This is a genomic window from Streptomyces sp. PL-25 (genome assembly GCF_058344915.1).
The window spans coordinates 4,611,009-4,633,768 of record NZ_CP136997.1 but is presented as its reverse complement, the minus strand read 5'-3'; the positions used below and the strand labels follow the sequence as shown (position 1 = coordinate 4,633,768).

The window sequence follows — 22,760 nt, the reverse complement described above, 5'->3', positions numbered from 1 at the left end:
TGTTCCGTGAGCGTCTCTGATCAGCCATGTGTTCTCCCCCTGGACGTCATGTCCGGCGAGGGGTCCGCCCATAGCGGAGGAGTGGCGTGGGCGTGGAGGTGAAATCCAGCGCCCAGAACCGCCCCTCGTGGCCGGTGCCGCCGTGCGGGGGCCGTGCTGATCGTGATCGCGCCCTGGTGCCGGTCCGCCGCGCGAGGCAGCCGTCTCCGGTCCGTGTGAGCGTGTCCCTCCGGACGCTGGTCCACCTGCCCCGGGGAGCCGGTGGAGGAGGGTGCCCCGCGTCGCCTGGGCGCGGAGCGTGTGGAACCGGGCCGGGTCGGTCCTGTCTTGGTACGGTCCCGGCTGTCTGGGGTGGTGACGACCACGGCCCGGCGTTCGAGCCTGTCCGCCACGGCGCGGACGGCCAGGGCGCCGTCGCTCCGGTTCGTCACCGTCTTCGCCTGATGCGTCACGCCACGTGCTGCGATGCGTCTGCACGCTCCGGCGTCACGGTCGCCCTGCCAACCGCAGCCGGGACCGGGGCAGATCGCCCATTTCCAGCCCGGCGCGGTCGGCCGGTCCGGCGCCTTGCTGTGCCGCAGCGGGGTCAGGCAGCAGGGGCAGCGCCTGGAGGTGTCACGGGCGGGCACGGTCACGACCGCGATTCCCGCTTCGGCGGCGAGATGTCGCATCCGGGCGACGATTCGCCCGCGCACCAGGTGGGAGAGCCGGGTGTTGACCGTGCGTCCCATGCCTCTGGCCTCCAGCGATCGCAGGTCTTCGACATAGATGACCGTGGCGCCGATGGCGACGGCCTGGTCGACGGTCCAGCGTGCGGCGGCGCGCGCGAGGGCGCCGTTCAGGTGCGAACGGCGAGCGCGGACACGTCCGAGTTCAGCCGTGAGGAGCCGGTACCGGGCGGCCAGGGGATGATCCGGGTCGTCACCGGTCAGCCGCCGGTAGTGGTCGGTCTTGGTCCGCAGTTGTTCGTTCTGGCGGCGCAAGCGGTGCTGTTTCGCCAGAACGCCCGCCGCACGGAACATCGCTCCCGCTCCGAGAGCGGTGATGCGTCCGTCGTCACCGAGGCGGACAGCACCCGCGCTGAGGAGCGTATGGAGACCCCAGTCCACTCCCAGTGCGACTGTGTGTCCGGTCCGTGCCGCCGCGGGCACGGCATGAGTGAAGGCCAACTCGACCTGCACCCGGCCCTGCCGGACGCGCAGCGTGGGCAGATGCAGTACGGCGGACGTCGGGACCGTCTCGGGCAGCAGGAGCGGGCAGGACACCCAGGCCCAGTCGGCGTAGGAACACGGATCGGGCCGTACGGGCAACTGCAGGCGGAGCTGGACGCGGCGGGGATCCTCCTCGCGCACGAGTGCGGCCTGCTGTCTGTCGCACGCGGACAGCACCAGCATCGCGGTGGCGCACGGCGCGGACTCCAGCTCGAACACGTCAGCGGGCGGGCGGCCGTGCAGACGCGTGAAGGCGGCAGCCTGCCGAGTGCGCGCGGTGATGACGGTGGAGGGCAGATGACTGCCACCGGGAACGGCCGCCCGAACGGCCTCCCACTCGTCCCGTGTACGCCCGTCCGGATTCCGGGGCCATGTGGCAAGCACACCGGCGGTGACCCCGGCCCGCCATGCCGCTGCCCGCAGGGTGCGCCCGGCCTGCTCCTGGGCCATGCGCACGATCCGGTCGTTGACGGTCACGCCTGCGGGCGGCGCCACGGTCCAGCCCAGACGTCTCAGAGCCGTCCACGCGTGCGACGGCAGGGCCCGGCCGTCGACGTCCACCCCTGCGGCCAGTCGGCCCACATCAGTGGCGTTCCAGTGCGTGACCAGCAGCGAGGAGGCCATGGCGGAGACGAGATCCGCGGCCCAGCCCACCCTTTGGGCCAGCACTGCGGCCGACAGCGTCTCGCCCGTCTTCTCCACGGAACCCGTGCGCAACCGGCCCCGGGCACAGGCCGTGCGGGCCACCCGCCCCTCGCCGGGCCGCGATGCCCGCCCCATGACCACCCCCGCCCCACCCGATGACACGCTCATCCGGTCAACGACCCGCTCGCGAAAAGGTCACGCATTCGATCAGCGAACCGGCGTGCGGCACCAGGGCCAGGCGCTACGCAGGACATCGGACGCGACCCACCACTACGGACCCCGAAGGAAACACGTGAGTCTTCATCCCCCGTCACCCGCCCGCGTCGTGCTGCTCTGCGGCCCCTCCGGTTCGGGCAAGTCCCTGGTCGCCGCCCGTTCCGGGCTGCCTGTGCTGCGTCTCGACGACTTCTACAAGGAGGGGGACGACCCCACGCTGCCGCTGGTGGCGGGGAGTTCGGACATCGACTGGGACCATCCCGGCTCGTGGGACGCGGAGGTCGCCGTGGAGGCGATCGTGCGGCTGTGCGCGACGGGCAGCACCGGGGTGCCGGTGTACGACCTCGCGTCCAGTTCGCGGACCGGCGAGGAGACGCTGCACATCGGGCGGACGCCGCTGTTCGTCGCGGAGGGGATCTTCGCCGCGGAGATCGTGGAGCGCTGCCGCGAGCGGGGCGTGCTGGCCGACGCGCTCTGTCTGGCCCGGGGGCCGGTGACCACCTTCCGGCGGCGTTTCCTGCGGGATCTGAAGGAGGGGCGCAAGTCGGTGCCGTTCCTGCTGCGCCGGGGCTGGCGGCTGCTGCGGACCGAGCGGGCGATCGTCGCCCGCCAGGTCTCCCTGGGTGCCCACGCCTGCGGCCGGGACGAGGCCCTGAGCCGGCTCGCGGCCGCCGCGGCGGGCCGGCGGGTGCGGACGCGTACGGCGGCGTAGCCGCACCCCGCGGCGCCGCGCCCCGCACGGCCGCACCCCGGGCGCGCACACGGAAACGGAAAGCGGGGCCGGAAGGACCCCCCGGCCCTCCAGCCCCGCTCGTTTCCCCCGTGTTCCCTGCTTCCCCTGTTCCCCCGTATCCCCTATCCCTTTTCTTTCTTTCCCCTGCTTCCCCGTCCCCCGTGCTTCCCCCGTTCCTCCCCCAGACCTCCGGTTGACCGGCTCAGGCGACCAGTTCGCCGAAGGACTCCTCGTGGTCACGGCCGAAGCTGAGGACCTCGTCCTCGCGCAGCCGGCGCAGCGAGCGCCAGATGCTGGACTTCACCGTGCCGACGCTGATGCCGAGGATGTCCGCGATCTCCGGATCGGTGCGGCCCTCGTAGTAGCGCAGGACCAGCATCGTGCGCTGGAGTTCGGGCAGCCGGGCGAGCGCCTGCCACAGGACGGCGCGCAGTTCGGTGCCGCGCATCGCGTCCGTGTCGCCGGGCGTCTCCGGCAGTTCCTCGGTCGGGTACTCGTTGAGCTTGCGGCGCCGCCAGGCGCTGATGTGCAGGTTGGTCATGGTGCGGCGCAGGTATCCGCCGACCGCCGCCTTGTCACTGATCCGGTCCCACGCCCGGTAGGTCGAGAACAGCGCGCTCTGGAGCAGGTCCTCGGCTTCGTAGCGGTCGCCGGTGAGGTGGTAGGCGGTGGCGTACAGGGAGGCGCGGCGCTCCTGGACGTAGGCGGTGAACTCCACCTCCGACAGGGTGCGGCGCTCCCCCGAGCCCTCCCCGTACGCGCTTCCCCCGTGTGTTTCCCCCGTGGGTGCGTCCACGACCGTCATATAGGCGGCGTGCTGACGCCCGGTGCCGCGAGCACACCCCCGCAGGCTCTGGGCACCGGACTTCTCCGATCCGCGGGTCACGTCGTGCAGACGCGTGACCACTGCGCTGGTGCTGGTGCTGTGCAGCGTGTTCATCTCGCGCCTCCCGTCGGTGGACCTCTGGTGTTCGGATCGCTCTCGTGCTGTGTCGAAAAGCCTGCCGGGGGCACTTCATGGCCGTGTCCGCCGACTGTCACAGACCTGTCACAGGGGTCCGGGCCGGTCGCGGAGGGGAGCGAAGCCGTACGGGTGTCGAAACCCCGGGCCCGCATGGGCCAGAATGAGGCCCGTGCCTTCCCTGTTGCTGATCGAGGACGACGACGCCATCCGGACGGCCCTGGAGCTCTCACTGACGCGCCAGGGTCACCGGGTGGCCACCGCTGCCAGTGGTGAGGACGGTCTGAAGCTGTTGCGCGAGCAGCGGCCGGACCTGATCGTGCTGGACGTGATGCTGCCCGGCATCGACGGGTTCGAGGTGTGCCGGCGCATCCGGCGCACCGACCAGTTGCCGATCATCCTGCTCACGGCGCGCAGCGATGACATCGATGTGGTGGTCGGCCTGGAGTCCGGTGCCGACGACTACGTCGTCAAACCCGTGCAGGGGCGGGTGCTCGACGCCCGGATCCGGGCGGTGCTGCGGCGCGGCGAGCGGGAGGCGAACGACGCGGCGGCCTTCGGCAGCCTGGTCATCGACCGGGCCGCGATGACGGTGACGAAGAACGGCGAGGACCTCCAGCTGACCCCGACCGAGCTGCGGCTGCTGCTGGAGCTGAGCCGGCGGCCCGGTCAGGCGCTGTCGCGGCAGCAGTTGCTGCGGCTGGTGTGGGAGCACGACTATCTGGGCGACTCGCGGCTGGTGGACGCCTGTGTGCAGCGGCTGCGGGCCAAGGTGGAGGACGTGCCGTCCTCGCCGACGCTGATCCGGACCGTGCGTGGCGTCGGCTACCGCCTGGACGCGCCTCAGTGACGAAGGAGCAAGGGGGGTCCGGCGGCTGGGCCGCGGGACGCAAGGGTGTGCTGTCGCGGTGGCGCTTCACGAGCCTGCGGCTGCGGCTGGTCGTGGTGTTCGCGCTGGTGGCGCTGACGGCGGCGGTGTCGGCGTCGGGGATCGCGTACTGGCTCAACCGCGAGGCGGTGCTGACGCGCGCGCAGGACGCGGTGCTGCGGGACTTCCGGCAGGAGATGCAGAACCGCGCGGGCACGCTGCCGGTGCACACCACCCAGGACCGGTTGCAGCACACCGCCGGTCAGATGGCGGGCAGCAGCCAGCGGTTCAGTGTGCTGCTGGTGGGCCAGGACACGGACGGGCGCACGGTGTACGCCAGTTCGGGCGGGCTGAGCGGCTTCTCGCTGGAGGACGTGCCCGTCTCGCTGCGCACGGCGGTGGACAAGGCGCAGTCGCTCTCCTCCTCCAACAAGTCCCCCTACCACCTGTACTGGCAGCGCATCACGGTGCACGGCACGCCGTATCTGGTGGCCGGTACGAAGGTGATCGGGGGCGGTCCGACCGGCTACATGCTCAAGTCGCTGGAGCCGGAGGCGAAGGACCTCAACTCGCTGGCCTGGTCGCTGGGGATCGCCACCGCGCTGGCGCTGGTCGGCGCGGCGCTGCTGGCGCAGGCCGCGGCGACGACCGTGCTGAAGCCGGTGCACCGGCTCGGGGTGGCCGCGCGGCGGCTGGGCGAGGGCCGGCTCGACACCCGGCTGCGGGTGTCCGGCACGGACGAACTCGCCGATCTGTCCCGTACGTTCAACAACGCGGCGGCCGCGCTGGAGAAGCGCGTCGCGGACATGGCCGCCCGGGACGAGGCGTCGCGGCGTTTCGTCGCGGACATGAGCCATGAGCTGCGGACGCCGCTGACCGCCATCACCGCCGTGACGGAGGTGCTGGAGGAGGAGCTGGAGTTCGAGGGCGGCGGTATCGACCCGATGATCGAACCGGCGGTCCGGCTGGTGGTGAGCGAGACCCGGCGGCTGAACGACCTGGTCGAGAACCTGATGGAGGTGACCCGCTTCGACGCGGGCACGGCCCGGCTGGTCCTGGACGACGTCGACATCGCCGACCAGATCACCGCGTGCATCGACGCGCGGGCCTGGCTGGACGCGGTGGAGCTGGACGCCGAGCGCGGCATCCACGCGCAGCTCGACCCGCGGCGGCTGGACGTCATCCTCGCCAATCTGATCGGCAACGCGCTCAAGCACGGCGGCTCGCCGGTACGGGTGTCGGTGCGGGTGTCGGACGGCGGGGAGCCGTCCGGGGCGCCGGAGTCCGCCGGGGAGCGGGAGCCGGGCGCCGCGCCGGGCGCCACGGCGGAACAGGGCGCGCAGATCGTCATCCAGGTGCGCGACCACGGGCCGGGCATCCCGGAGGACGTACTGCCGCATGTCTTCGACCGGTTCTACAAGGCCAGCGCGTCCCGGCCGCGTTCGGAGGGCAGCGGTCTCGGTCTGTCCATCGCGCTGAACAACGCGCACATCCACGGCGGCGACATCACCGCGGCCAACTCGCCCGACGGCGGTGCGGTGTTCACGCTGCGGCTGCCGCGCGACGCCTCCGCGCTCACCGGGGACGGCGCGGAGGGCGACGGACGGCACGGCGCGGGCGCGGCGGGCAACGCGAAGGGGGGTGCCCGGTGAGGGCGCGCGGGACCCGAGGGCGCTGGGCGTCCGCACACCGAAGCGACCGGAACGACCGGAACGACCGGAACGACTGGAACGACTGGAACGATCGTGGCCGGCGGAGCCGCCGGCCGCGCGGGGCGCTGCTGGCGCTGTCCGCGCTGGCCCTGCTGCTGGCCGGCTGCGGGATCCGGCCGACCGGGGTGCCCACGGACTTCGGCGGCGCGCCGTCGCGGGTGCCGTGCTCGCTGTCCCAGCCGGACGTGGTGACGCAGACCTCGCGCGGGGTGCCGGTGCAGGCGTTCCTGCTCTGCGGCGCCTCGCTGGTGACGGTGGACCGCTCGGTGCCGGTGCCGGAGGGCGCGGCGGACGCGCAGCGGCGGCTGAGCGTGGCCCGCGGGCTGCTGGGCCAGCTCGCGGCGCCGCCCTCGGCCGCCGAGCAGGCCGCCGGGTACACCACGCACGTCCCGGCAGGTCTGACCGTCTCCGGGCCGCGTCCCAAGGACCCCGAGGACAGTCTGCGGCTGAGCACCGCGCCGGGCGGCCTCGATCCGTACGCGCTCGCCCAGATCGTCTGCACGCTCTCCGACTCGGCGGCGGCCGAGGGCGACGGCTCGGTGGTCCTCGGCGGTCCCGGCGACGACCGCCTGAGCCGCTACGCGTGCACCGACGAGCTGCGCTCCCGCCCCGGCACGACGAAGCCCCCGTCCTCGGAGGTCACGGGCTCCTGAGAGCCGTACGGCCGGGGGGCAGGGGCGGGACGGTTCCGTACGCGCCGGGCCGTACGCGTTGCGGCCTCGCCCGCCGCCGTACGCGCCGTACGCGCCGGACGGGTCCGGGTGTGGCGCGGGACTCACCGGGGTAGGGGCCGGGGGCGGAACCGATCGTGGGGAGCGCCGCGTCTTGGGGGGCGTGCAGCTTGAAGGGTCCGCCTGCGGCAGTGCCGCGTTCCGCGTCCGTGTGGCAGGGAGTGTCCTCCTTGCCGCCCATCTCGCGCTCGTCGCCTGGCTGATGCTGCGCCCGCTGGACGTCCCCTGGGTGATGCCGGCGAATCTGCGCCCGCTCACCACCATCCGCGCCGATCTCGCCCTCGGGGGCGCCCAGGCGGTCCGGCGGATCGGCGAGGGGCTGGTGCTGCTGGCACCGCTGGGGGTGCTGCTGCCGATGGCGCACGGCCGGATCGACTCCCGTCCGCTGCCGTCCGGGCTGCGGACGACCGCGGCGGGCGCGCTGGTGTCCGTGGGGATCGCACTGTTGCAGTCGGGGGTGCCCGGCCGGGTGGTGGACGTGGACACGATGCTGCTGAACACCGCGGGGGTGGCCCTCGTGTACGGGGCGGTCGTCCCGGCGGTCCGTGCCCAGCTGCGTCGCAGGACCGTTCGGCCGCTGCGGCGGACCGTACCCGCGGAGGAGACGGCTCAGGGTCGGACCCCGACGATTCCCAGGGTCGGGATCGCCCCGTAGAGCGACGCTTCATCCCCTTCGTCTCCGTAGCGTGGAGGTCATGAAGGGGTCCCGCCGGGGCCCGCACCGACAGCCCACGGAGGCATCGAGATGAGCGCCCTTGCCCGTCCCACCCACGGCCGTGTGATCGGCGGAGTGTGTGCCGCGCTGGCCCGGCGCTTCGGCACCTCCGCGACGACGATGCGAGTGATCTTCCTGCTGTCCTGCCTGCTGCCCGGACCGCAGTGCGTGCTCTACCTCGCGCTGTGGATCCTGCTGCCCGCCGAGGGCAGGGCGGGCCGTACCGCGTGGTAGCCGACGCGGCCGTACGCCGCCGGGGCGCACCCTGAAGCAGGGGGTGCGCCCCGGCGGCGTACTGGCCGATCCGGCGTACGGCCGGACCGACGTGCGGCCGGACCGACGTGCGGCCGGACCGGCGGGGGAGCAACCGGGGCGACCGAGTCGGCCGGGTGAGCCGGGTCAGCCCAGCGGGAGGCCGTTGACCGGGAGGCCGTGCGTGGGCAGGCCCTTGACCGGGAGGCCGCCGAGCAGACCGGCGACCGGGGCGGTCGGGCCGTGTTCGAGCATGCTCTGGGCCACCGGCTGGGCGGCGGCGAGGCCCGTCGCGACGGTCGGCTTGGCCTGGTCGAGCGCCTGACCGGCCCCCGGCAGCACCTTGGTGACGTTCTCGGTGGGGAGCGCCTTGCTGACGGTGCCCAGCGCCTGGCCGGCGTCCGGGGCGGCCGGGGCGGCGTTCGCGGCGCCGGCGCCCGCCGCGGCGAACGCGGCACCGAGGGCGGCGACACCGAGGGTCTTGACGGCAGACTGCTTCATGTAAACGCGTCCTTGACTGGAAGACGGGGGACTGAGCGGTTCTCGACCGTAAACACGGCGAGTGCCGTACCGCAAACATCGAATTGCGGACGGATGGTGAAAACACCTCTCCCCGCCGTCACCCCGGATATCGCGTCATCATCCTTCCGTGGCGGAATAACCGCTGGTGGAGGCGGTCTGCCGGAACAGCCATTCGGATTTCAGCGCCGCATATCCGGGCTTGATCACATCGTTGATCATGGCCAGACGTTCATCGAAAGGAATGAACGCTGATTTCATCGCATTGACGGAGAACCACTGCATGTCGTCGAGCGTGTAGCCGAACGCGTCGGCAAGGTGCTCGAATTCGCGGCTCAGGGTGGTGTGGGACATCAGGCGGTTGTCGGTGTTGACGGTGGCGCGGAAGTGCAGCCGCCGCAGCAGGCCGATCGGATGCTCCGCGTAGGAGGCGGCGGCGCCGGTCTGGAGGTTGGAGCTGGGGCACAGCTCCAGCGGGATGCGCTTGTCGCGGACGTACGCGGCCAGCCGGCCGAGCACGACCGTGCCGTCCGCGCGGACCTCGATGTCGTCGATGATCCGCACCCCGTGCCCGAGCCGGTCGGCGCCGCACCACTGGAGCGCCTGCCAGATGGACGGCAGCCCGAAGGCTTCGCCGGCGTGGATGGTGAAGTGGTTGTTGGCCCGCTTGAGGAACTCGAAGGCGTCCAGGTGCCGGGTGGGCGGATGACCGGCCTCGGCGCCCGCGATGTCGAAGCCGACGACCCCCGCGTCCCGGTACCGGTCGGCGAGTTCGGCGATCTCCAGCGAGCGCGCCGCGTGCCGCATCGCCGTGAGCAGCGCGCCGATCCTGACCCGCCGCCCGGCGGCGAGCGCGGCCCGCTCCCCTTCCCGGAAGCCCTCGTTGACCGCCTCGACGACCTCCTCGAGGCCCAGGCCGCCCTCCAGGTGCTGCTCGGGGGCGTAACGCACCTCGGCGTAGACGACACCGTCGGCGGCGAGGTCCTCGGCGCACTCGCGGGCCACGCGCACCAGCGCGTCGCGGGTCTGCATCACGCCGACCGTGTGGGAGAAGGTCTCCAGATACCGTTCCAGCGACCCGGAGTCGGCGGCCTCGCGGAACCACAGGCCGAGTTTCTCCGGATCGGTGGTGGGGAGGCGGTCGTAGCCGGTGGCGCGGGCCAGCTCGACGACGGTCGCGGGCCGCAGCCCGCCGTCGAGGTGGTCGTGCAGCAGCACCTTGGGCGCCCGGCGGATCTGGTCACGGCCCGGCGCGTTCCCCGGGCGGGCAGGCTGGCTCGTCATTTTCGCACTCTATGCCCTACGCGCGTAGAAAGCGCCGTGCGCGCGCCGCGTCCCCGGCCGCCGCGCGCCTCCGCACAACCCGCCGATACGTAACGGTGACCGCACGGACGGGTCGCGTACACGGAGCCTTCTGACACTGTTCTGCCATGGCACAGCAAGCGACGCCGGTTCGCACGGCCCGGCTGGGAAGGACGCTCGGCCCGGAGCCGGCCACGGTGAGCGCGGTGGTGCTGCTGCTCCCGGCCGGCCGGGAGACGTCCGCGCGCAGACCCTCCGCGGTGCTGGCCGCCGCCTCGGTACGGCCCCTGGGGCGCGGGCTGGCCCGCGCGGGCCGCGCCGAGGGGCTGGCCGCGCATGTGGTCCACTACCGCTACAGCGGCTGGAACGGCAGCGAGGCGCATCTCGCGCAGGACGCCACCTGGGCCGTCGAGGAGACCGTACGGCGCTACGGCGACGTGCCGGTGTGCCTGGCCGGGCTCGACATGGGCGGCCGGGCGGCGCTGCGCTCGGCCGGTCACGAGGCGGTCAACTCCGTGGTGGCCCTGGCCCCTTGGCTGCCCGAGGACGACGTCGCCGCCTCGCCCGAACCGGTCCGGCAGCTGGCCGGGCGCCAGGTGCTGATCGTGCACGGCACCAACGACGAACGCACCGATCCCGAGCTGTCCTTCCGCTTCGCGGAGCGCGCGAAGAAGGCGAACCGGGACGTGTGCCGTTTCGAGGTCCACTCCGACCGGCACGGGTTACGCCAGTACCGCAGCGAAGTCGCCGCGCTCACCGCCGACTTCGTGCTGGGCGCGCTGTTCGACCGGGGTTTCTCCCGGCCGGTCCAGGACGCGCTGGCCGCGCCGCCGCCGCTGGGGCTGCGGATGCCGCTGGCAGCGGGGTTCGGCACGACGCTGCGGCGGCGGTAGACCGTCGCGCCGCCGCCCGGCCGGGCGCGGGGGCCGGTCCGGCGACCGGGCGCGGCGCCCCCGCCCAGGTCGCCGGTCGCGGAGGCCCCGCACGGACGGCCGGTTCCGGCGGTCCGGAGGGCGGTCCACCCCGGGGAGCCGGCCCCCGGGGTCCCGGTTGCGGTGCGCCGTCGGGGTTCGGGGGCGGGCGGGGGCGGCCGGTCGTGCTCGTCCGGCCCGTGTGGCCGGGCTTGGTCCGGCCCTTGTGTCGGGCCGCACCGGGCCGTCCCCCGTCACGGCAGCAGTCTGCCGCGCCGGGAGAGCAGGAACTTCTTGAACGCGGCCACCGGCGGGGTGTCCGGATGGCCCTCCAGCCAGGCCACGCCGATCTCGCGGACCGCGCGCGGAGCGGTGACCGTCAGCTCGGCCACGCCGGGCCTGGGGACGGCGGGCGGGGGCAGCAGGGCGACGCCGAGCCCGGCGGCGACCAGGCCCCGCAGGGTCTCCGTCTCCTCCCCCTCGAAGGCGATGCGCGGGGTGAACCCGGCCTCCCGGCACAGCGCGTCGGCGATCCGGCGCATGCCGTAGCCCGGCTCCAGGGTCACGAAGGTCTCCTCGGCGGCCTCGGCCAGCCGGATCCGGCGCCGGGCGGCGAGCCGGTGCCCGGCCGGGACGACCAGGCGCAGCTTCTGCTCGTCGAGGCGGCGGGCGACCAGGTCGGGGGCCTCGGGCACCGGAGAGGTGAGGCAGAGGTCCAGCTCACCGGCGCGCAGCCGCTCCAGCATGGCCTCGCCGTAGTTCTGGACCAGGCTGAAGCGGACCCGGGGGTGGTCGGCGCGGAAGGCCTGGAGGAGGCCGGGCACGGTCTCGGCGCCCATGGTGTGCAGAAAGCCGAAGGCGACCTTGCCGGTGGCCGGGTCGGCGTCGGCGCGCACTTCGTCGGCGGCACGGGTGATCTCGGCGAGGGCGCGTTCCACGGAGCCGAGGAAGGTGCGTCCGGCGGGGGTGAGGGAGACGGTGCGGCCGCGCCGGGCGAACAGGTCGACGCCGAGGTCCTGTTCCAGCCGGACCATGGCCCGCGACAGCGTGGACTGCGGGACCCGCATCTCCTGCGCGGCGCGGGTGACGTGTTCGGTGCGGGCGACCCCGGCGAAGTGGGCGAGCCGGGGCGCGAGCAGCCGCGTGATCTCCTCGCTGGTCCGCTCTGTCATGACTTCTGTGGCACCGGACGGTGACAGACGCCCCTGTGACCTCTGCTGATGCACCATGGGAACGATTATGGCGAGTCCGTGCATTGGACGGATGAAGGCGCCCTTCCTACCGTCGAAGCATGTCTCCCGCCGATACCGGGGCGTCCACCGCCGTGGACGCCTCCCCCGCCGTCTCCTCCGACTCCCCGGCCTCGTCCGTCTCCTCAGCCCCAGCCGTCTCCTCCGCCGATTCCCGGATGGCGCCCGGCGGTCCCGGCTACCGCCGGATGAGCCTCGCCCTCTTCCTCGCCGGGGTCGCCACCTTCGCCCTGCTGTACTCCACGCAGGCGCTGCTGCCGCTGATCTCCGGCGAGTTCGGGGTCGCGGCGAGCGAGGCGAGCTGGACGGTGGCGGCGGCGACCGGCGGCCTGGCCCTGTTCGTCCTGCCGATGAGCGCGCTCTCGGAGCGTTTCGGACGGCGTACGGTGATGACGGCGTCGCTGGTGGTCGCGGTGGCCGTCGGCCTGCTGGTGCCCTTCGCCCCGTCGCTGGGCGCGCTGGTGGTGCTGCGGGCCCTCCAGGGCGCCGCGCTGGCCGGGGTGCCCGCCTCCGCGCAGGCGTATCTCGCCGAGGAGGTCCGGCCCAAGGCGCTGGTCACGGCGATCGGTCTGTTCGTGGCGGGCAACAGCGTCGGCGGGATGAGCGGCCGGGTCATCACCGGCTGGGTCGCCCAGGAGTGGGGCTGGCGGGTCGCGGTCGGGCTGGTCGGCCTGATCGCGGTGGCGTGCGCGGTGGCCTTCCGCCTGCTGCTGCCGGCGCCGCGCCACTTCACACCGGGCTCGCTGCGCCCGCGGGTGCTGGCCGGCACGGTCCGCGACCACCTCTCCGACCCACTGCTGCGCCGCCTGTACGCGATCGGCGCGCTGTTCATGACGGTGTTCGGCGGCGTCTACACGGTGATCGGCTACCGCCTGACCGAGGCGCCCTTCTCGCTCCCGCAGGGCATCGTCGGCTCGATCTTCCTGGTGTACCTGGTGGGCACGGTGTCGGCGTCGACGGCCGGCCGTCTGGTGGGGCGGCTGGGCCGCCGGGGCGCCCTGTACCTGGCGGGCGCCACGACGGCGGCGGGCCTGCTGCTGTCCGTGCCGGACTCGCTGGTGTCCGTGCTGCTGGGCCTGGTCCTGATCACCGCGGGCTTCTTCGCCGGGCACGCGGTGGCCTCCTCGGCGGTCAGCAGGACCGCGTCGCACGGCCGCGCCCAGGCGTCCGCCCTGTACCAGTCCGCGTACTACATCGGCTCCAGCGTGGGCAGCACGGTCGGTGCGACGGCCTTCCACGGCCAGGGCTGGGACGGCACGGTCGGCGTCGGCCTGCTGGCCGTGGCGGGGGTCGTGGCGATCACGGCACTCGGCTCGCGCGCGGCCCGGCGCACGGCACGGCGCGAGGCGGCGGTGGCCTGAGCCGGACCGGCACCGGCTCCCTCACCCTGCCCTCCTGACCCTCCTGACCCTCCTTACCTGCCGGTTTACCGGCTCCGGGGGCCGTTGTCAGTGGGCTGCGGTAGCTTCCGGGGTGTCGGGTGCGACGACGCACTCGGACGGTACGGCCACAGGGGTGGGTGGACGACGATGGGCGACGGCACGGCTGCGACGGCGGACCTCGCGACACAGCTGGAGAAGCACCGCGTCGAGCTGACCGGTTACTGCTACCGCATGCTCGGCTCGTCCTTCGAGGCGGAGGACGCGGTCCAGGACACCCTGGTACGCGCCTGGCGCAGCCACGACCGGTTCGAGGGCCGCTCCAGCCTGCGCTCCTGGCTGTACCGGATCGCGACGAACGTGTGCCTGGACATGCTGACGGCGGGCGGCAAGCGGGCCAGACCGATGGACCTGACCGAGTCGACACCGCTGGCGCAGGCGGCCCTGGCCCCCCGCCCGGACCATGTGTGGCTGGAGCCGGTGCCGGACGGCCGGGTGCTGCCCGCGGCCGGGGACCCGGCGGAGGCGGCCGTCGCCAAGGAGTCCGTGCGGCTCGCCTTCATGGCCGCGCTCCAGCGGCTGCCGCCCAAGCAGCGGGCCGTGCTGATCCTGCGCGAGGTGCTGGCCTGGCGGGCGAGCGAGGTCGCCGAGCTGCTCGGCACCACGGTCGCCTCGGTCAACAGCGCCCTCCAGCGGGCCCGCGCCACCCTCGCCGAGCGGGAGGAGAGCGGCGCGGGCGCCGAGGTGTCCGACCCGCTGGACGAGGAACAGCAGAAGCTCCTGGAGCGCTATGTGAAGGCGTTCGAGGGGTACGACATGACGGCGCTGACCGCGCTGCTGCACGAGGACGCGGTCATGACGATGCCGCCGTTCGACCTGTGGCTGACCGGCCCGTCCGACATCACCGGCTTCATGTCGACGATGGGCGCGGCCTGCGCGAACTCCCGGCTGGTGCCGGTGCGGGCCAACGGCCTGCCCGCCTTCGCCCAGTACAAGCCGGACCCGGAGAAGGGCGGCTACGCGCCGTGGGCGGTGCAGGTGCTGGAGGTCTCAGCGGGCCGGATCACCGGGTTCCACTGCTTCCTGGACACCCAGCGGTGGTTCCCGCTGTTCGGGCTGCCCCTCCGTCTCGAAGGCGAGGCCGACCAGGTCGAGCAGCAGGGGTAGCGCGGGGTCGGGATCGCGCAGCCGGATCCGCCCGCCGGACCGGCGGGCGGCCAGCTGGAGCCGCGCCAGCAGGTCCACGGCCCACAGGCCCGGCGGTCCCAGCCCGCCGACGTCACAGACGACGACCCCGGGCGGCCCTCCCGCTTCCAGCAGCGAACGTACGGCGGCGCAGAGCCCGGCCACCTCGTCACGCGTGACGGGGCCGGTCAGCACGAGCACGGCGGGTGTCCTGGCATCCACGTGCGGTAGACAGCCGCGACGGCCTGAACTCATCGGAACGGCTCGGCCCGAACCTCTCGGCGCGGCCCGGCGTGTTCCGGTCCCGCGCCCGCCCGGGGAGCACCCCGCGCCTCCTTGAGTACGCCCTTTGAGTACGCCCTTTGAGTACGCGGTGTGAGTACGCGCGCCCATGTCCGGCCCGCCGTCGCCCGGCAGCATGCTGCCCATGACACGAGGTCCGCTTGCCCCGCCCGCCCAGCCCGTGCCGCCCGTACCGCCCGTACCGCCCGGCGCGGCCACCTCCGGTCCGCGTGCGGCCGGTCCGCGTCCGGCCGGCCCGCGCCGTGCCCGGGTGACGGTGGCCGTGGGGCTGACGGCGCTCGCCACCGTGCTCAGCCTCGGCGCGGGGCTGACGGCGCGGCAGTGGTGGGACGGCGACGCCTATCCGGTCGCCGACCCGGCCGTCACCGCCGACCGGCTGGACGCCCGCGCCCAGGAGGTCTACGCGGCCCTCGCCCTGCCGGACGCCGAGCTGGACGACCAGCCCACGAGCAGCCCGCGCCACCAGGCCGAGACCGACTGCCCCTACACCGGTCTGAGCCACCTGGCGGACCAGTTCAACGACGCGCCGCCGAACATGCCCGGCGTGGTCACCGTGAGCAGCCGGTGGACGCTGAAGAACGTCCCCGACTCCGCGGGGCAGTCGGCGCTGCGGCGGGCAGCCGCCGAACTGCGGCGGCAGGGCTGGGACATCACCGAGAACGCGACCGCCGACCAGAGGACCACCCTGCGGGCGGTACCGCCCGGCGGCGGCGCGACCCTGTACGCCAGGGCCCTCCCCGGCGACCGGCTCGCCGTGTCCGCCGCCGCAAAGTGCGCCCGCTACCCGGAGAACACCCCGATCGGCGCGGACGGGAACCCCGAACTCCCGCCGCAGCGGCTGCCGGACGGCCTGCGCCGCTGACCCGCCGGCGACCGGGCGGAGATCACATTGACCGCCCGCCCTCCCCCGCCGGAGGGTGGGCGGCATGCGCCACGGACCCCCGCCGCCCCCGACACCCGCAGGACCGCCGACCGCCGAGGGGGCCGTGTGCAAGGGGTGCTGACCGGTTTCGCGGTCATCGCCGTGGTCATCGGTGTGGGGTACGTCCTGGGCCGGCGCGGCTCGCTCGGTGAGCAGGGCCGCGAGGTGCTGACCCGGCTTGCCTTCCAGGTGGCGACCCCGGCCCTGCTGTTCACCACGCTGGCCCGCGCCGATCTGTCCGTGGTGTTCTCCAGCCGGCTGCTGGTGACGGCGCTGAGCACGGCGGCGGCAGCGGGGGTGTTCGTCGCGGCCGGTGCCGTGCGCCGCTGGGGCGTGGGCCGCACCACCATCGGCGCGCTCTGCTCCAGTTACGTCAACTCCGGGAACCTCGGCATCCCGATCGCCGCGTACGTCCTCGGTGACGCCTCCCTGGTGGCGCCGGTGCTGCTGTTCCAGCAGATCGTCGTCACCCCGGTCGCGCTGACGGTGCTCGACCTGACCGGCGCGGGCGACAAGGGGCCGCTGTGGCGGCGGCTGCTCACTCCGCTGCGCAATCCGATCGCGGTGGGCGCGCTCGGCGGCGTCCTGGTCTCGGGGACGGGGCTGTCGCTTCCCGGCCCGGTGCTGGAGCCGCTGACCCTGATCGCCAACATGTCCGTCCCGGCCGTCCTGCTCGCGTACGGCATCGCGCTGCGCGGCAGCGCCGCGCCCGGCCGGGGGCTCGACCGCCGGCCGGTGCTGCTGTCGGTGGCGTTGAAGGCCGTGGGCCAGCCGGTGGCCGCCTGGGCGCTGGCGGCGGGCGTCTTCGGACTGCACGGCGCCGCGCTGCTGGACGTGGTGGTGACCTCGGCGCTGCCCGCCGCGCAGAACCTCTTCACCTACGCGAGCCGGTACGGCGTCGGCGAGGACCTGGCCCGCGAGTCGATCCTGCTCTCGACGGTGCTGTCGGTACCGGTCCTGGTGGCGGTGGCGGCACTGCTGGGCTGACGGCACCTCAGTCCCGTACCGGACACCGGGATCCAGGCCCCGTACGCCGGACGGGACCGGTGACGCTGCACCGGTCCCGTCCGTCCGCGTACGCGGGCTGCACACCGCAGTCCGCGGGCCGCGGGTCAGGCGATGCGCTCCAGGACCACCGGCGAGGCGCTGAAGTCCGTGCCCGCCGGGGCGACGTCGTAGGAGCCGGCCACGGCCTCCAAGGCGTACGCGAAGCGGTCCGGGGTGTCGGTGTGCAGGGTCAGCAGGGGCTGGCCCGCGGTGACCGGGTCACCGGGCTTGGCGTGCAGTTCGACGCCCGCCGCCGCCTGCACCGGGTCCTCCTTGCGGGCGCGGCCGGCGCCGAGGCGCCAGGCGGCGACACCGACGGCGTAGGCGTCCAGGCGGGTGAGGACACCGGAGGAGGGGGCCGTGACGACGTGCTGCTCCCGGGAGGTGGGCAGCGCGGCGTCCGGGTCGCCGCCCTGCGCGGCGATCATGCGGCGCCACACGTCCATGGCGGAGCCGTCGGCCAGCGCCTTGGCCGGGTCGGCGTCCTTCAGGCCGGCCGCGTCCAGCATCTCCCGGGCCAGGGCCAGGGTCAGTTCGACGACGTCGGCGGGGCCGCCGCCGGCCAGCACCTCGACGGACTCGCGGACCTCCAGGGCGTTGCCCGCGGTCAGGCCGAGCGGGGTGGACATGTCGGTGAGCAGCGCGACCGTCTTCACCCCGTGGTCGGTGCCCAGGCCGACCATGGTGGAGGCCAGTTCGCGGGCGTCCTCGACGGTCTTCATGAAGGCGCCGGAGCCGACCTTGACGTCCAGGACCAGCGAGCCGGTGCCCTCGGCGATCTTCTTGGACATGATCGAGGAGGCGATCAGAGGGATCGCCTCGACCGTGCCGGTGACGTCCCGCAGGGCGTAGAGCTTCTTGTCGGCGGGGGCGAGGCCGTCGCCCGCCGCGCAGATCACCGCGCCGACGCCGTCCAGCACGGACAGCATCTCCTCGTTGGACAGCAGGGCGCGCCAGCCGGGGATGGACTCCAGCTTGTCCAGGGTGCCGCCGGTGTGGCCGAGGCCGCGCCCGGACAGCTGCGGGACGGCCGCGCCGCAGGCGGCCACGAGCGGGGCCAGCGGCAGGGTGATCTTGTCGCCGACGCCGCCGGTGGAGTGCTTGTCGGCGGTGGGCCGCGACAGCGAGGAGAAGTCCATGCGCTCGCCGGAGGCGATCATCGCGGCGGTCCAGCGGGCGATCTCCCGCCGGTCCATGCCGTTGAGCAGGATGGCCATGGCGAGCGCGGACATCTGCTCGTCGGCGACCTCCCCGCGGGTGTACGCGTCGATGACCCAGTCGATCTGCTCGTCGCTGAGTCCGCCGCGGTCCCGCTTGGTGCGGATGACGGAGATGGCGTCCATGGCCATGGTTGTTTCGCTTCCTTCCGGGGTGCGAAGGTCTTGTTCGAACGGGTGCGGCCCCTCCGCGCCGCGCCGGGCGCCGAGGGGCCGCACCCGGGTCACTTGGCGAGGTGCTCCGGCCCGAAGGCCTGCGGCAGCATCCGCTCCAGCGGCAGGATTCCGGCCGGGGTCTCCAGCAGCAGGTCCGGCCCGCCGAACTCGTACAGCAGCTGGCGGCAGCGCCCGCACGGCACGAGGATGTCGCCCTTGCCGTCCACGCAGGTGAAGTGGGTCAGCCGGCCGCCGCCGCTGTTCTGGAGCTGCGAGACCAGACCGCACTCGGCGCACAGTCCGATGCCGTAGGAGGCGTTCTCGACGTTGCAGCCGGTGACGGTGCGGCCGTCGTCGACCAGGGCGGCCACGCCGACCGGGTAGCCCGAGTAGGGGGCGTAGGCCCGGCTCATCGCCGCCCGCGCCGCCTCGCGCAGGGCCACCCAGTCGACGGTCGGCGCGCTCTGTGTCACTTGCCCTGCCCCTTCCGGTACGGCAGTCCGTCCGCCTTCGGCATCCTCAGGTGCTGCGCGGACAGCGACAGCACCAGCAGGGTGACGATGTACGGGGTGGCGGTCACGACCTGCTTGGGCACGTCGCTGGTGCCGGCGTACCAGACGAACATCAGCGCCGAGATCACGGCGGTGACGACGGCCGGGACGAGCTTCCTGCGCCACACCAGGTACGCCACCCCGCACACCAGCAGGATCGCCAGCAGCAGGATCAGCGCGTGGACGTTGGTGGTGCCGCCGCGCAGGTTCAGGCTGTCGGTGTAGCCGAAGAGCCCGGCACCGAGGGCGAGCCCGCCCGGCATCCAGTTGCCGAAGATCATGGCCGCGAGACCGATGTAGCCGCGGCCCGCGGTCTGGCCGTCGAGGTAGACGTTCGAGGCGACGATGGACAGGAAGGCACCGCCGAGGCCGGCGAAGCCGCCGGAGATGATCACGGCCAGGTACTTGTACTTGTAGACGTTGACGCCGAGGGACTCGGCGGCCACCGGGTTCTCGCCGCAGGAACGCAGCCGCAGCCCGAAGGCGGTGCGCCACAGCACCCACCAGGACAGGGGGACGAGGGCCACGGCGACGACGGTGAGCGGCGACAGGTCGGTGATCAGACCGCCGACCAGGCCGGCCACGTCGGAGACCAGGAACCAGTGCTTCTCGTTGAGGGTGTCCAGCCAGCCCGACAGACCGGGGATGTCGAAGGTGCCCAGCGAGTCGATCGGCGGGGACTGCTTGGAGGAGCCCTGCGGGACGCCCTCGAAGGTGAACTTCGACAGGTAGCGGGTGGTGCCGAGGGCCAGGATGTTGATGGCCACACCGGAGACGATGTGGTTGACGTTGAACGTCACCGTGGCGACGGCGTGCAGGATCGCGCCGAGGCAGCCGCCGATGATGCCGAACAGGACACCGGTCCACGGGCCCCACTGGTAGCCGGCCCAGGCGCCGAACCAGGTGCCGAGGATCATCATGCCTTCGAGGCCGATGTTGACGACGCCCGCGCGCTCGGCCCACAGACCGCCGAGTCCGGCGAGGCCGATCGGCACGGCCAGGCGCAGCGCGGTGGACATCTGCCCGGTGGAGGTGATGCCGTCGGCGCCGGTGATCAGGCGGACGACGGAGGTCAGGACCAGGACGCCCGCGATGATCAGCAGGAGCACCGGCAGGGAGAACCGGCGGCTGCCCCGGCCGGGCTGCTTCGCCTGCGGCTTGGCGATGGTCGCGGTGGTCATCGGGCCGCCACCTCCTTCTTCTCGGAGTTGTTCTGGGCGGCGGCCACGGCGAGTTCCAGGCCGACCTGCTTCTGCTGGCGGCGCAGACCCCACTGGCGCACGGCCTCGTAGGAGATGACGACCGCGAAGACGATCAGGCCCTGCATGATCGTGGCGATCTCCTTCTCGTACGCCACCGGGGTGGCGTAGTCGAGGGCGGGGGACGCTTTGTCGAGGAAGGCGATCAGCAGCGCGGCGACGGCGATGCCGACCGGGTTGTTGCGGCCGAGCAGGGCGATGGTGATGCCGGTGAAGCCGAGACCGGTGGGGAAGCTCAGGCTGTAGGTGTGGGCGTCGCCGAGCAGCAGCGGCAGGCCGGAGAGGCCCGCGACCGCGCCGGAGATCAGCATGGCGGTGAGAACCATCTTCTTGGCGTCGACGCCGGAGGCCGCGGCGGCGGACTCGGACTCGCCGGTGGCCCGCAGGTCGAAGCCGAAGCGGGTGCGGTTGAGGACGACCCAGTAGACGACGCCCATGGCGATGGCGAGGAAGACCAGGCCGTAGATCTCGCCGACGTCCGAGCCGAGGTCGATGCCGGGGACCCAGCCGGAGTCCTTCATGATGCCGGTGGTCGAGTTGTTGCCGACCTGCACGCCCCACACGCTGTTCAGGGTGAGGTAGCCGATGAGGCTGGTGGCGATGGAGTTGAGCATGATCGTCGCGACGACCTCGCTCACGCCCCGGGTGACCTTCAGGACGCCCGCGATGCCGGCCCAGAAGGCGCCGGTGAGCATGCCCACGAGGAGCAGCACGGGGATCTGGAGGAAGGACGGCAGGGCGAGGTGGGCGCCGACCACGGCGGTCACCATCGCGGCGAGCCGGTACTGGCCGTCGACGCCGATGTTGAACAGGTTCATGCGGAAGCCGACGGCGACCGCGAGCGCGGCCAGGTAGTACATGGACGCCTGGTTCAGGATCAGCACCTGGACGTCGGAGTACCCGGCCTGCTGGAGCATCAGCGTGTACGGCTCGATCGGGTTCTTGCCCGAGGCGATCAGCACGACCGAGGTCAGTACGATCGCCGCGACGAGCGCGATGACCGGGCCGGCCACCGCGAGGAGCACCCGCTCCTTGTCGAACTTCTTCATCGGGCCTCGTCCTCCGGACCGGCGTCGTCGGTGGTCTCTGCGGATTCCAGGTGGCCTGCGGCGGCACCCGTCATGGCCGAGCCCAGTTCCTCCGGGGTGATGGTGGCCGGGTCGGCGTCGGCGACGAACCTGCCGTTGTAGATCACCCGCAGGGTGTCGGACAGGCCGATCAGCTCGTCCAGGTCGGCGGAGATCAGCAGCACGGCCAGGCCCTCGCGGCGGGCCTCGCGGATCTGGTCCCAGATCTGCGCCTGGGCACCGACGTCCACGCCCCGGGTGGGGTGGGCGGCGATGAGGAACTTCGGGGCGTGGCTCATCTCGCGGCCGACGATCAGCTTCTGCTGGTTGCCGCCGGACAGGGAGGCGGCGGTGACGTCGATGCCGGGGGTGCGGACGTCGTACTCCTCGACGATCCGGCGGGTGTCGGCCTGGGCGCCCTTGGGGTCGAGCCAGAAGCCCTTGGCGTTGGGGCGCTCGGTGACGTGCCCGAGGATGCGGTTCTCCCACAGCGGGGCTTCCAGGAGGAGGCCGTGGCGGTGGCGGTCCTCGGGGATGTAGCCGACACCGGACTCGCGGCGCCTGCGGGTGGGCCAGGGGGTGATGTCCTCGCCGAGCAGGCTGATCGAGCCGGAGTCGGCGTGCTTGAGACCGATGAGGGCCTCGATCAGCTCGGTCTGGCCGTTGCCCTCGACGCCCGCGAGGCCGAGGACCTCGCCGGCGTGGATGGTGAAGGTGATGTCGTCCAGGACGGGACGGCCGCCGTCGGCCTCCAGGCGGAGCCGGTCGACGGTGAGCACGGGACGGTCGGTGACCGTGGACTCGGCGGTCTCCGGCGTCGGCAGTTCGCTGCCGACCATCATCTCGGCGAGCTGGCGCGGGGTGGTCTCGGCGGGGACGGCGGTGCCGACCGTGGTGCCGCGCCGGATGACGGTGATGTCGTCGGCGACCGAGAGGACCTCGCCCAGCTTGTGGGAGATGAAGATGACGGAGAGGCCCTCGGACTTCAGCTCGCGCAGGTTGTCGAAGAGCGCGTCGACCTCCTGCGGGACCAGCACGGCGGTCGGCTCGTCGAGGATGAGGGTCTTGGCGCCGCGGTAGAGGACCTTGAGGATCTCCACCCGCTGGCGGTCGGCGACGCCGAGGTCCTCGACGAGGGCGTCGGGACGCACGCCGAGGCCGTACCGGTCGGAGATCTCCTTGATCTTCCTGCGGGCGGCGCCGCCGATGCCGTGCAGCTTCTCGCTGCCGAGGACCACGTTCTCCAGGACGGTCAGGTTGTCGGCCAGCATGAAGTGCTGGTGGACCATGCCGATGCCGCGGGCGATGGCGTCGGCGGGGCTGCCGAAGGCCACCTGTTCGCCGTCGACGGTGATGGTGCCCTCGTCCGGCTTCTGCATGCCGTAGAGGATCTTCATCAGCGTCGACTTGCCGGCGCCGTTCTCGCCGACGAGGGCGTGGACGGTGCCGCGGCGGACCGTGAGGCGGATGTCGTGGTTGGCGACGACTCCGGGGAACCGCTTGGTGATGCCCGCAAGCTCGACCGCGGCTGTCGGCTGAGCGGTGAGCGGAGGGCTGCTGGACGCGTCGATGGCGCACTCTCCTCAGGAAAGGGGCCGCTCTACGCGCGTAGCGCCCCTGCTTTACGTAGTGCCCTGAATCGATCGGA

General features: G+C 73.0%; 22 protein-coding genes. 11 read left to right on the top strand and 11 right to left on the bottom strand.

Translation table 11 applies throughout. The features are described 5' to 3' along the window. Positions 1–20: 20 nt before the first annotated feature. Complete coding sequence (locus R4Z62_RS21045; protein WP_491520607.1) at positions 21–1,991, bottom strand: zinc ribbon domain-containing protein; 1,971 nt, start codon at positions 1,989–1,991, stop codon at positions 21–23. 157 nt (positions 1,992–2,148) lie between these two features. Here R4Z62_RS21045 and R4Z62_RS21040 point away from each other — a divergent pair, with 157 nt between their 5' ends. Beyond that, positions 2,149–2,784 (top strand): uridine kinase family protein, encoded by a 636-nt coding sequence (locus tag R4Z62_RS21040; RefSeq protein ID WP_381736612.1) that lies wholly within the window; start codon positions 2,149–2,151, stop codon positions 2,782–2,784. A 223-nt stretch (positions 2,785–3,007) separates the two neighbouring features. On the opposite strand, the gene R4Z62_RS21035 is transcribed toward R4Z62_RS21040, so the two are convergent. Beyond that, a complete protein-coding gene (locus R4Z62_RS21035; protein ID WP_064534901.1) occupies positions 3,008–3,745 on the bottom strand; it encodes a SigE family RNA polymerase sigma factor in 738 nt (245 codons plus the stop codon). A 193-nt stretch (positions 3,746–3,938) separates the two neighbouring features. Between R4Z62_RS21035 and afsQ1 the strand changes: the two genes are divergently transcribed. The 5 genes from afsQ1 to R4Z62_RS21010 all read left to right on the top strand — a co-directional run bounded on the left by afsQ1 (position 3,939) and on the right by R4Z62_RS21010 (position 8,026). Then, positions 3,939–4,616 carry a two-component system response regulator AfsQ1 gene (gene afsQ1 / locus R4Z62_RS21030; protein ID WP_158679181.1) on the top strand — a complete coding sequence of 226 codons (678 nt, stop codon included), beginning with the start codon at positions 3,939–3,941 and terminating at the stop codon, positions 4,614–4,616. Further along, complete coding sequence (locus R4Z62_RS21025) at positions 4,613–6,286, top strand: ATP-binding protein (RefSeq protein ID WP_491520606.1); 1,674 nt, start codon at positions 4,613–4,615, stop codon at positions 6,284–6,286. Before afsQ1 ends, R4Z62_RS21025 begins: the two co-directional genes overlap by 4 nt. Positions 6,287–6,411: 125 nt before the next feature. Then, the gene (locus R4Z62_RS21020; RefSeq protein WP_491521906.1) at positions 6,412–6,999 is read left to right on the top strand and encodes a hypothetical protein; all 588 of its coding nucleotides are present in this window, start codon (positions 6,412–6,414) and stop codon (positions 6,997–6,999) included. A 181-nt stretch (positions 7,000–7,180) separates the two neighbouring features. Then, entirely contained in the window at positions 7,181–7,732 is a 552-nt protein-coding gene (locus tag R4Z62_RS21015) for a VanZ family protein (protein WP_491520605.1), read from the top strand. A gap of 90 nt (positions 7,733–7,822) precedes the next feature. Further along, a complete protein-coding gene (locus R4Z62_RS21010) occupies positions 7,823–8,026 on the top strand; it encodes a PspC domain-containing protein (RefSeq protein WP_064534896.1) in 204 nt (67 codons plus the stop codon). Between the two features lie 165 nt (positions 8,027–8,191). Here R4Z62_RS21010 and R4Z62_RS21005 read toward each other — a convergent pair whose 3' ends face one another. Beyond that, the gene (locus tag R4Z62_RS21005) at positions 8,192–8,545 is read right to left on the bottom strand and encodes an ATP-binding protein (protein ID WP_382850024.1); all 354 of its coding nucleotides are present in this window, start codon (positions 8,543–8,545) and stop codon (positions 8,192–8,194) included. Between the two features lie 138 nt (positions 8,546–8,683). Continuing rightward, a complete protein-coding gene (locus R4Z62_RS21000) occupies positions 8,684–9,847 on the bottom strand; it encodes an adenosine deaminase (protein ID WP_491520604.1) in 1,164 nt (387 codons plus the stop codon). Between the two features lie 146 nt (positions 9,848–9,993). Here R4Z62_RS21000 and R4Z62_RS20995 point away from each other — a divergent pair, with 146 nt between their 5' ends. Then, positions 9,994–10,758, top strand: coding sequence for an alpha/beta fold hydrolase (locus R4Z62_RS20995; RefSeq protein ID WP_491520603.1), 765 nt, complete (start codon positions 9,994–9,996; stop codon positions 10,756–10,758). Positions 10,759–11,030: 272 nt separating this feature from the next. Here the strand turns inward: R4Z62_RS20995 and R4Z62_RS20990 are convergent, their stop codons facing one another. Continuing rightward, positions 11,031–12,005: a LysR family transcriptional regulator gene (locus tag R4Z62_RS20990; protein WP_491520602.1), complete on the bottom strand. Its 975-nt coding sequence runs from the start codon at positions 12,003–12,005 to the stop codon at positions 11,031–11,033. A 62-nt stretch (positions 12,006–12,067) separates the two neighbouring features. On the opposite strand from R4Z62_RS20990, the gene R4Z62_RS20985 reads away from it, so the two are divergent. Continuing rightward, positions 12,068–13,387: an MFS transporter gene (locus R4Z62_RS20985; RefSeq protein ID WP_491520601.1), complete on the top strand. Its 1,320-nt coding sequence runs from the start codon at positions 12,068–12,070 to the stop codon at positions 13,385–13,387. A 168-nt stretch (positions 13,388–13,555) separates the two neighbouring features. Then, positions 13,556–14,572: a sigma-70 family RNA polymerase sigma factor gene (locus R4Z62_RS20980; RefSeq protein WP_491520600.1), complete on the top strand. Its 1,017-nt coding sequence runs from the start codon at positions 13,556–13,558 to the stop codon at positions 14,570–14,572. On the opposite strand, the gene R4Z62_RS20975 is transcribed toward R4Z62_RS20980, so the two are convergent. After that, positions 14,456–14,845: an STAS domain-containing protein gene (locus R4Z62_RS20975; RefSeq protein ID WP_159393145.1), complete on the bottom strand. Its 390-nt coding sequence runs from the start codon at positions 14,843–14,845 to the stop codon at positions 14,456–14,458. The two genes, R4Z62_RS20980 and R4Z62_RS20975, sit on opposite strands and share 117 nt — an antisense overlap. 172 nt (positions 14,846–15,017) lie before the next feature. Here R4Z62_RS20975 and R4Z62_RS20970 point away from each other — a divergent pair, with 172 nt between their 5' ends. Beyond that, a complete protein-coding gene (locus R4Z62_RS20970) occupies positions 15,018–15,755 on the top strand; it encodes a hypothetical protein (RefSeq protein ID WP_491520599.1) in 738 nt (245 codons plus the stop codon). Positions 15,756–15,881: 126 nt separating this feature from the next. Further along, positions 15,882–16,802, top strand: coding sequence for an AEC family transporter (locus tag R4Z62_RS20965; RefSeq protein WP_382850041.1), 921 nt, complete (start codon positions 15,882–15,884; stop codon positions 16,800–16,802). Between the two features lie 125 nt (positions 16,803–16,927). Here the strand turns inward: R4Z62_RS20965 and R4Z62_RS20960 are convergent, their stop codons facing one another. The 5 genes from R4Z62_RS20960 to R4Z62_RS20940 all read right to left on the bottom strand — a co-directional run bounded on the left by R4Z62_RS20960 (position 16,928) and on the right by R4Z62_RS20940 (position 22,683). Beyond that, positions 16,928–18,211, bottom strand: a complete 1,284-nt coding sequence (locus tag R4Z62_RS20960; RefSeq protein WP_064534882.1) for a thymidine phosphorylase — start codon at positions 18,209–18,211, stop codon at positions 16,928–16,930. Between the two features lie 92 nt (positions 18,212–18,303). Further along, positions 18,304–18,708, bottom strand: a complete 405-nt coding sequence (locus R4Z62_RS20955) for a cytidine deaminase (RefSeq protein ID WP_491520598.1) — start codon at positions 18,706–18,708, stop codon at positions 18,304–18,306. Further along, complete coding sequence (locus R4Z62_RS20950) at positions 18,705–19,967, bottom strand: ABC transporter permease (protein ID WP_491520597.1); 1,263 nt, start codon at positions 19,965–19,967, stop codon at positions 18,705–18,707. Before R4Z62_RS20950 ends, R4Z62_RS20955 begins: the two co-directional genes overlap by 4 nt. Further along, positions 19,964–21,094, bottom strand: coding sequence for an ABC transporter permease (locus tag R4Z62_RS20945; protein ID WP_355476097.1), 1,131 nt, complete (start codon positions 21,092–21,094; stop codon positions 19,964–19,966). Before R4Z62_RS20945 ends, R4Z62_RS20950 begins: the two co-directional genes overlap by 4 nt. Further along, entirely contained in the window at positions 21,091–22,683 is a 1,593-nt protein-coding gene (locus R4Z62_RS20940) for an ABC transporter ATP-binding protein (protein WP_355476358.1), read from the bottom strand. Before R4Z62_RS20940 ends, R4Z62_RS20945 begins: the two co-directional genes overlap by 4 nt. Positions 22,684–22,760: the final 77 nt, after the last annotated feature.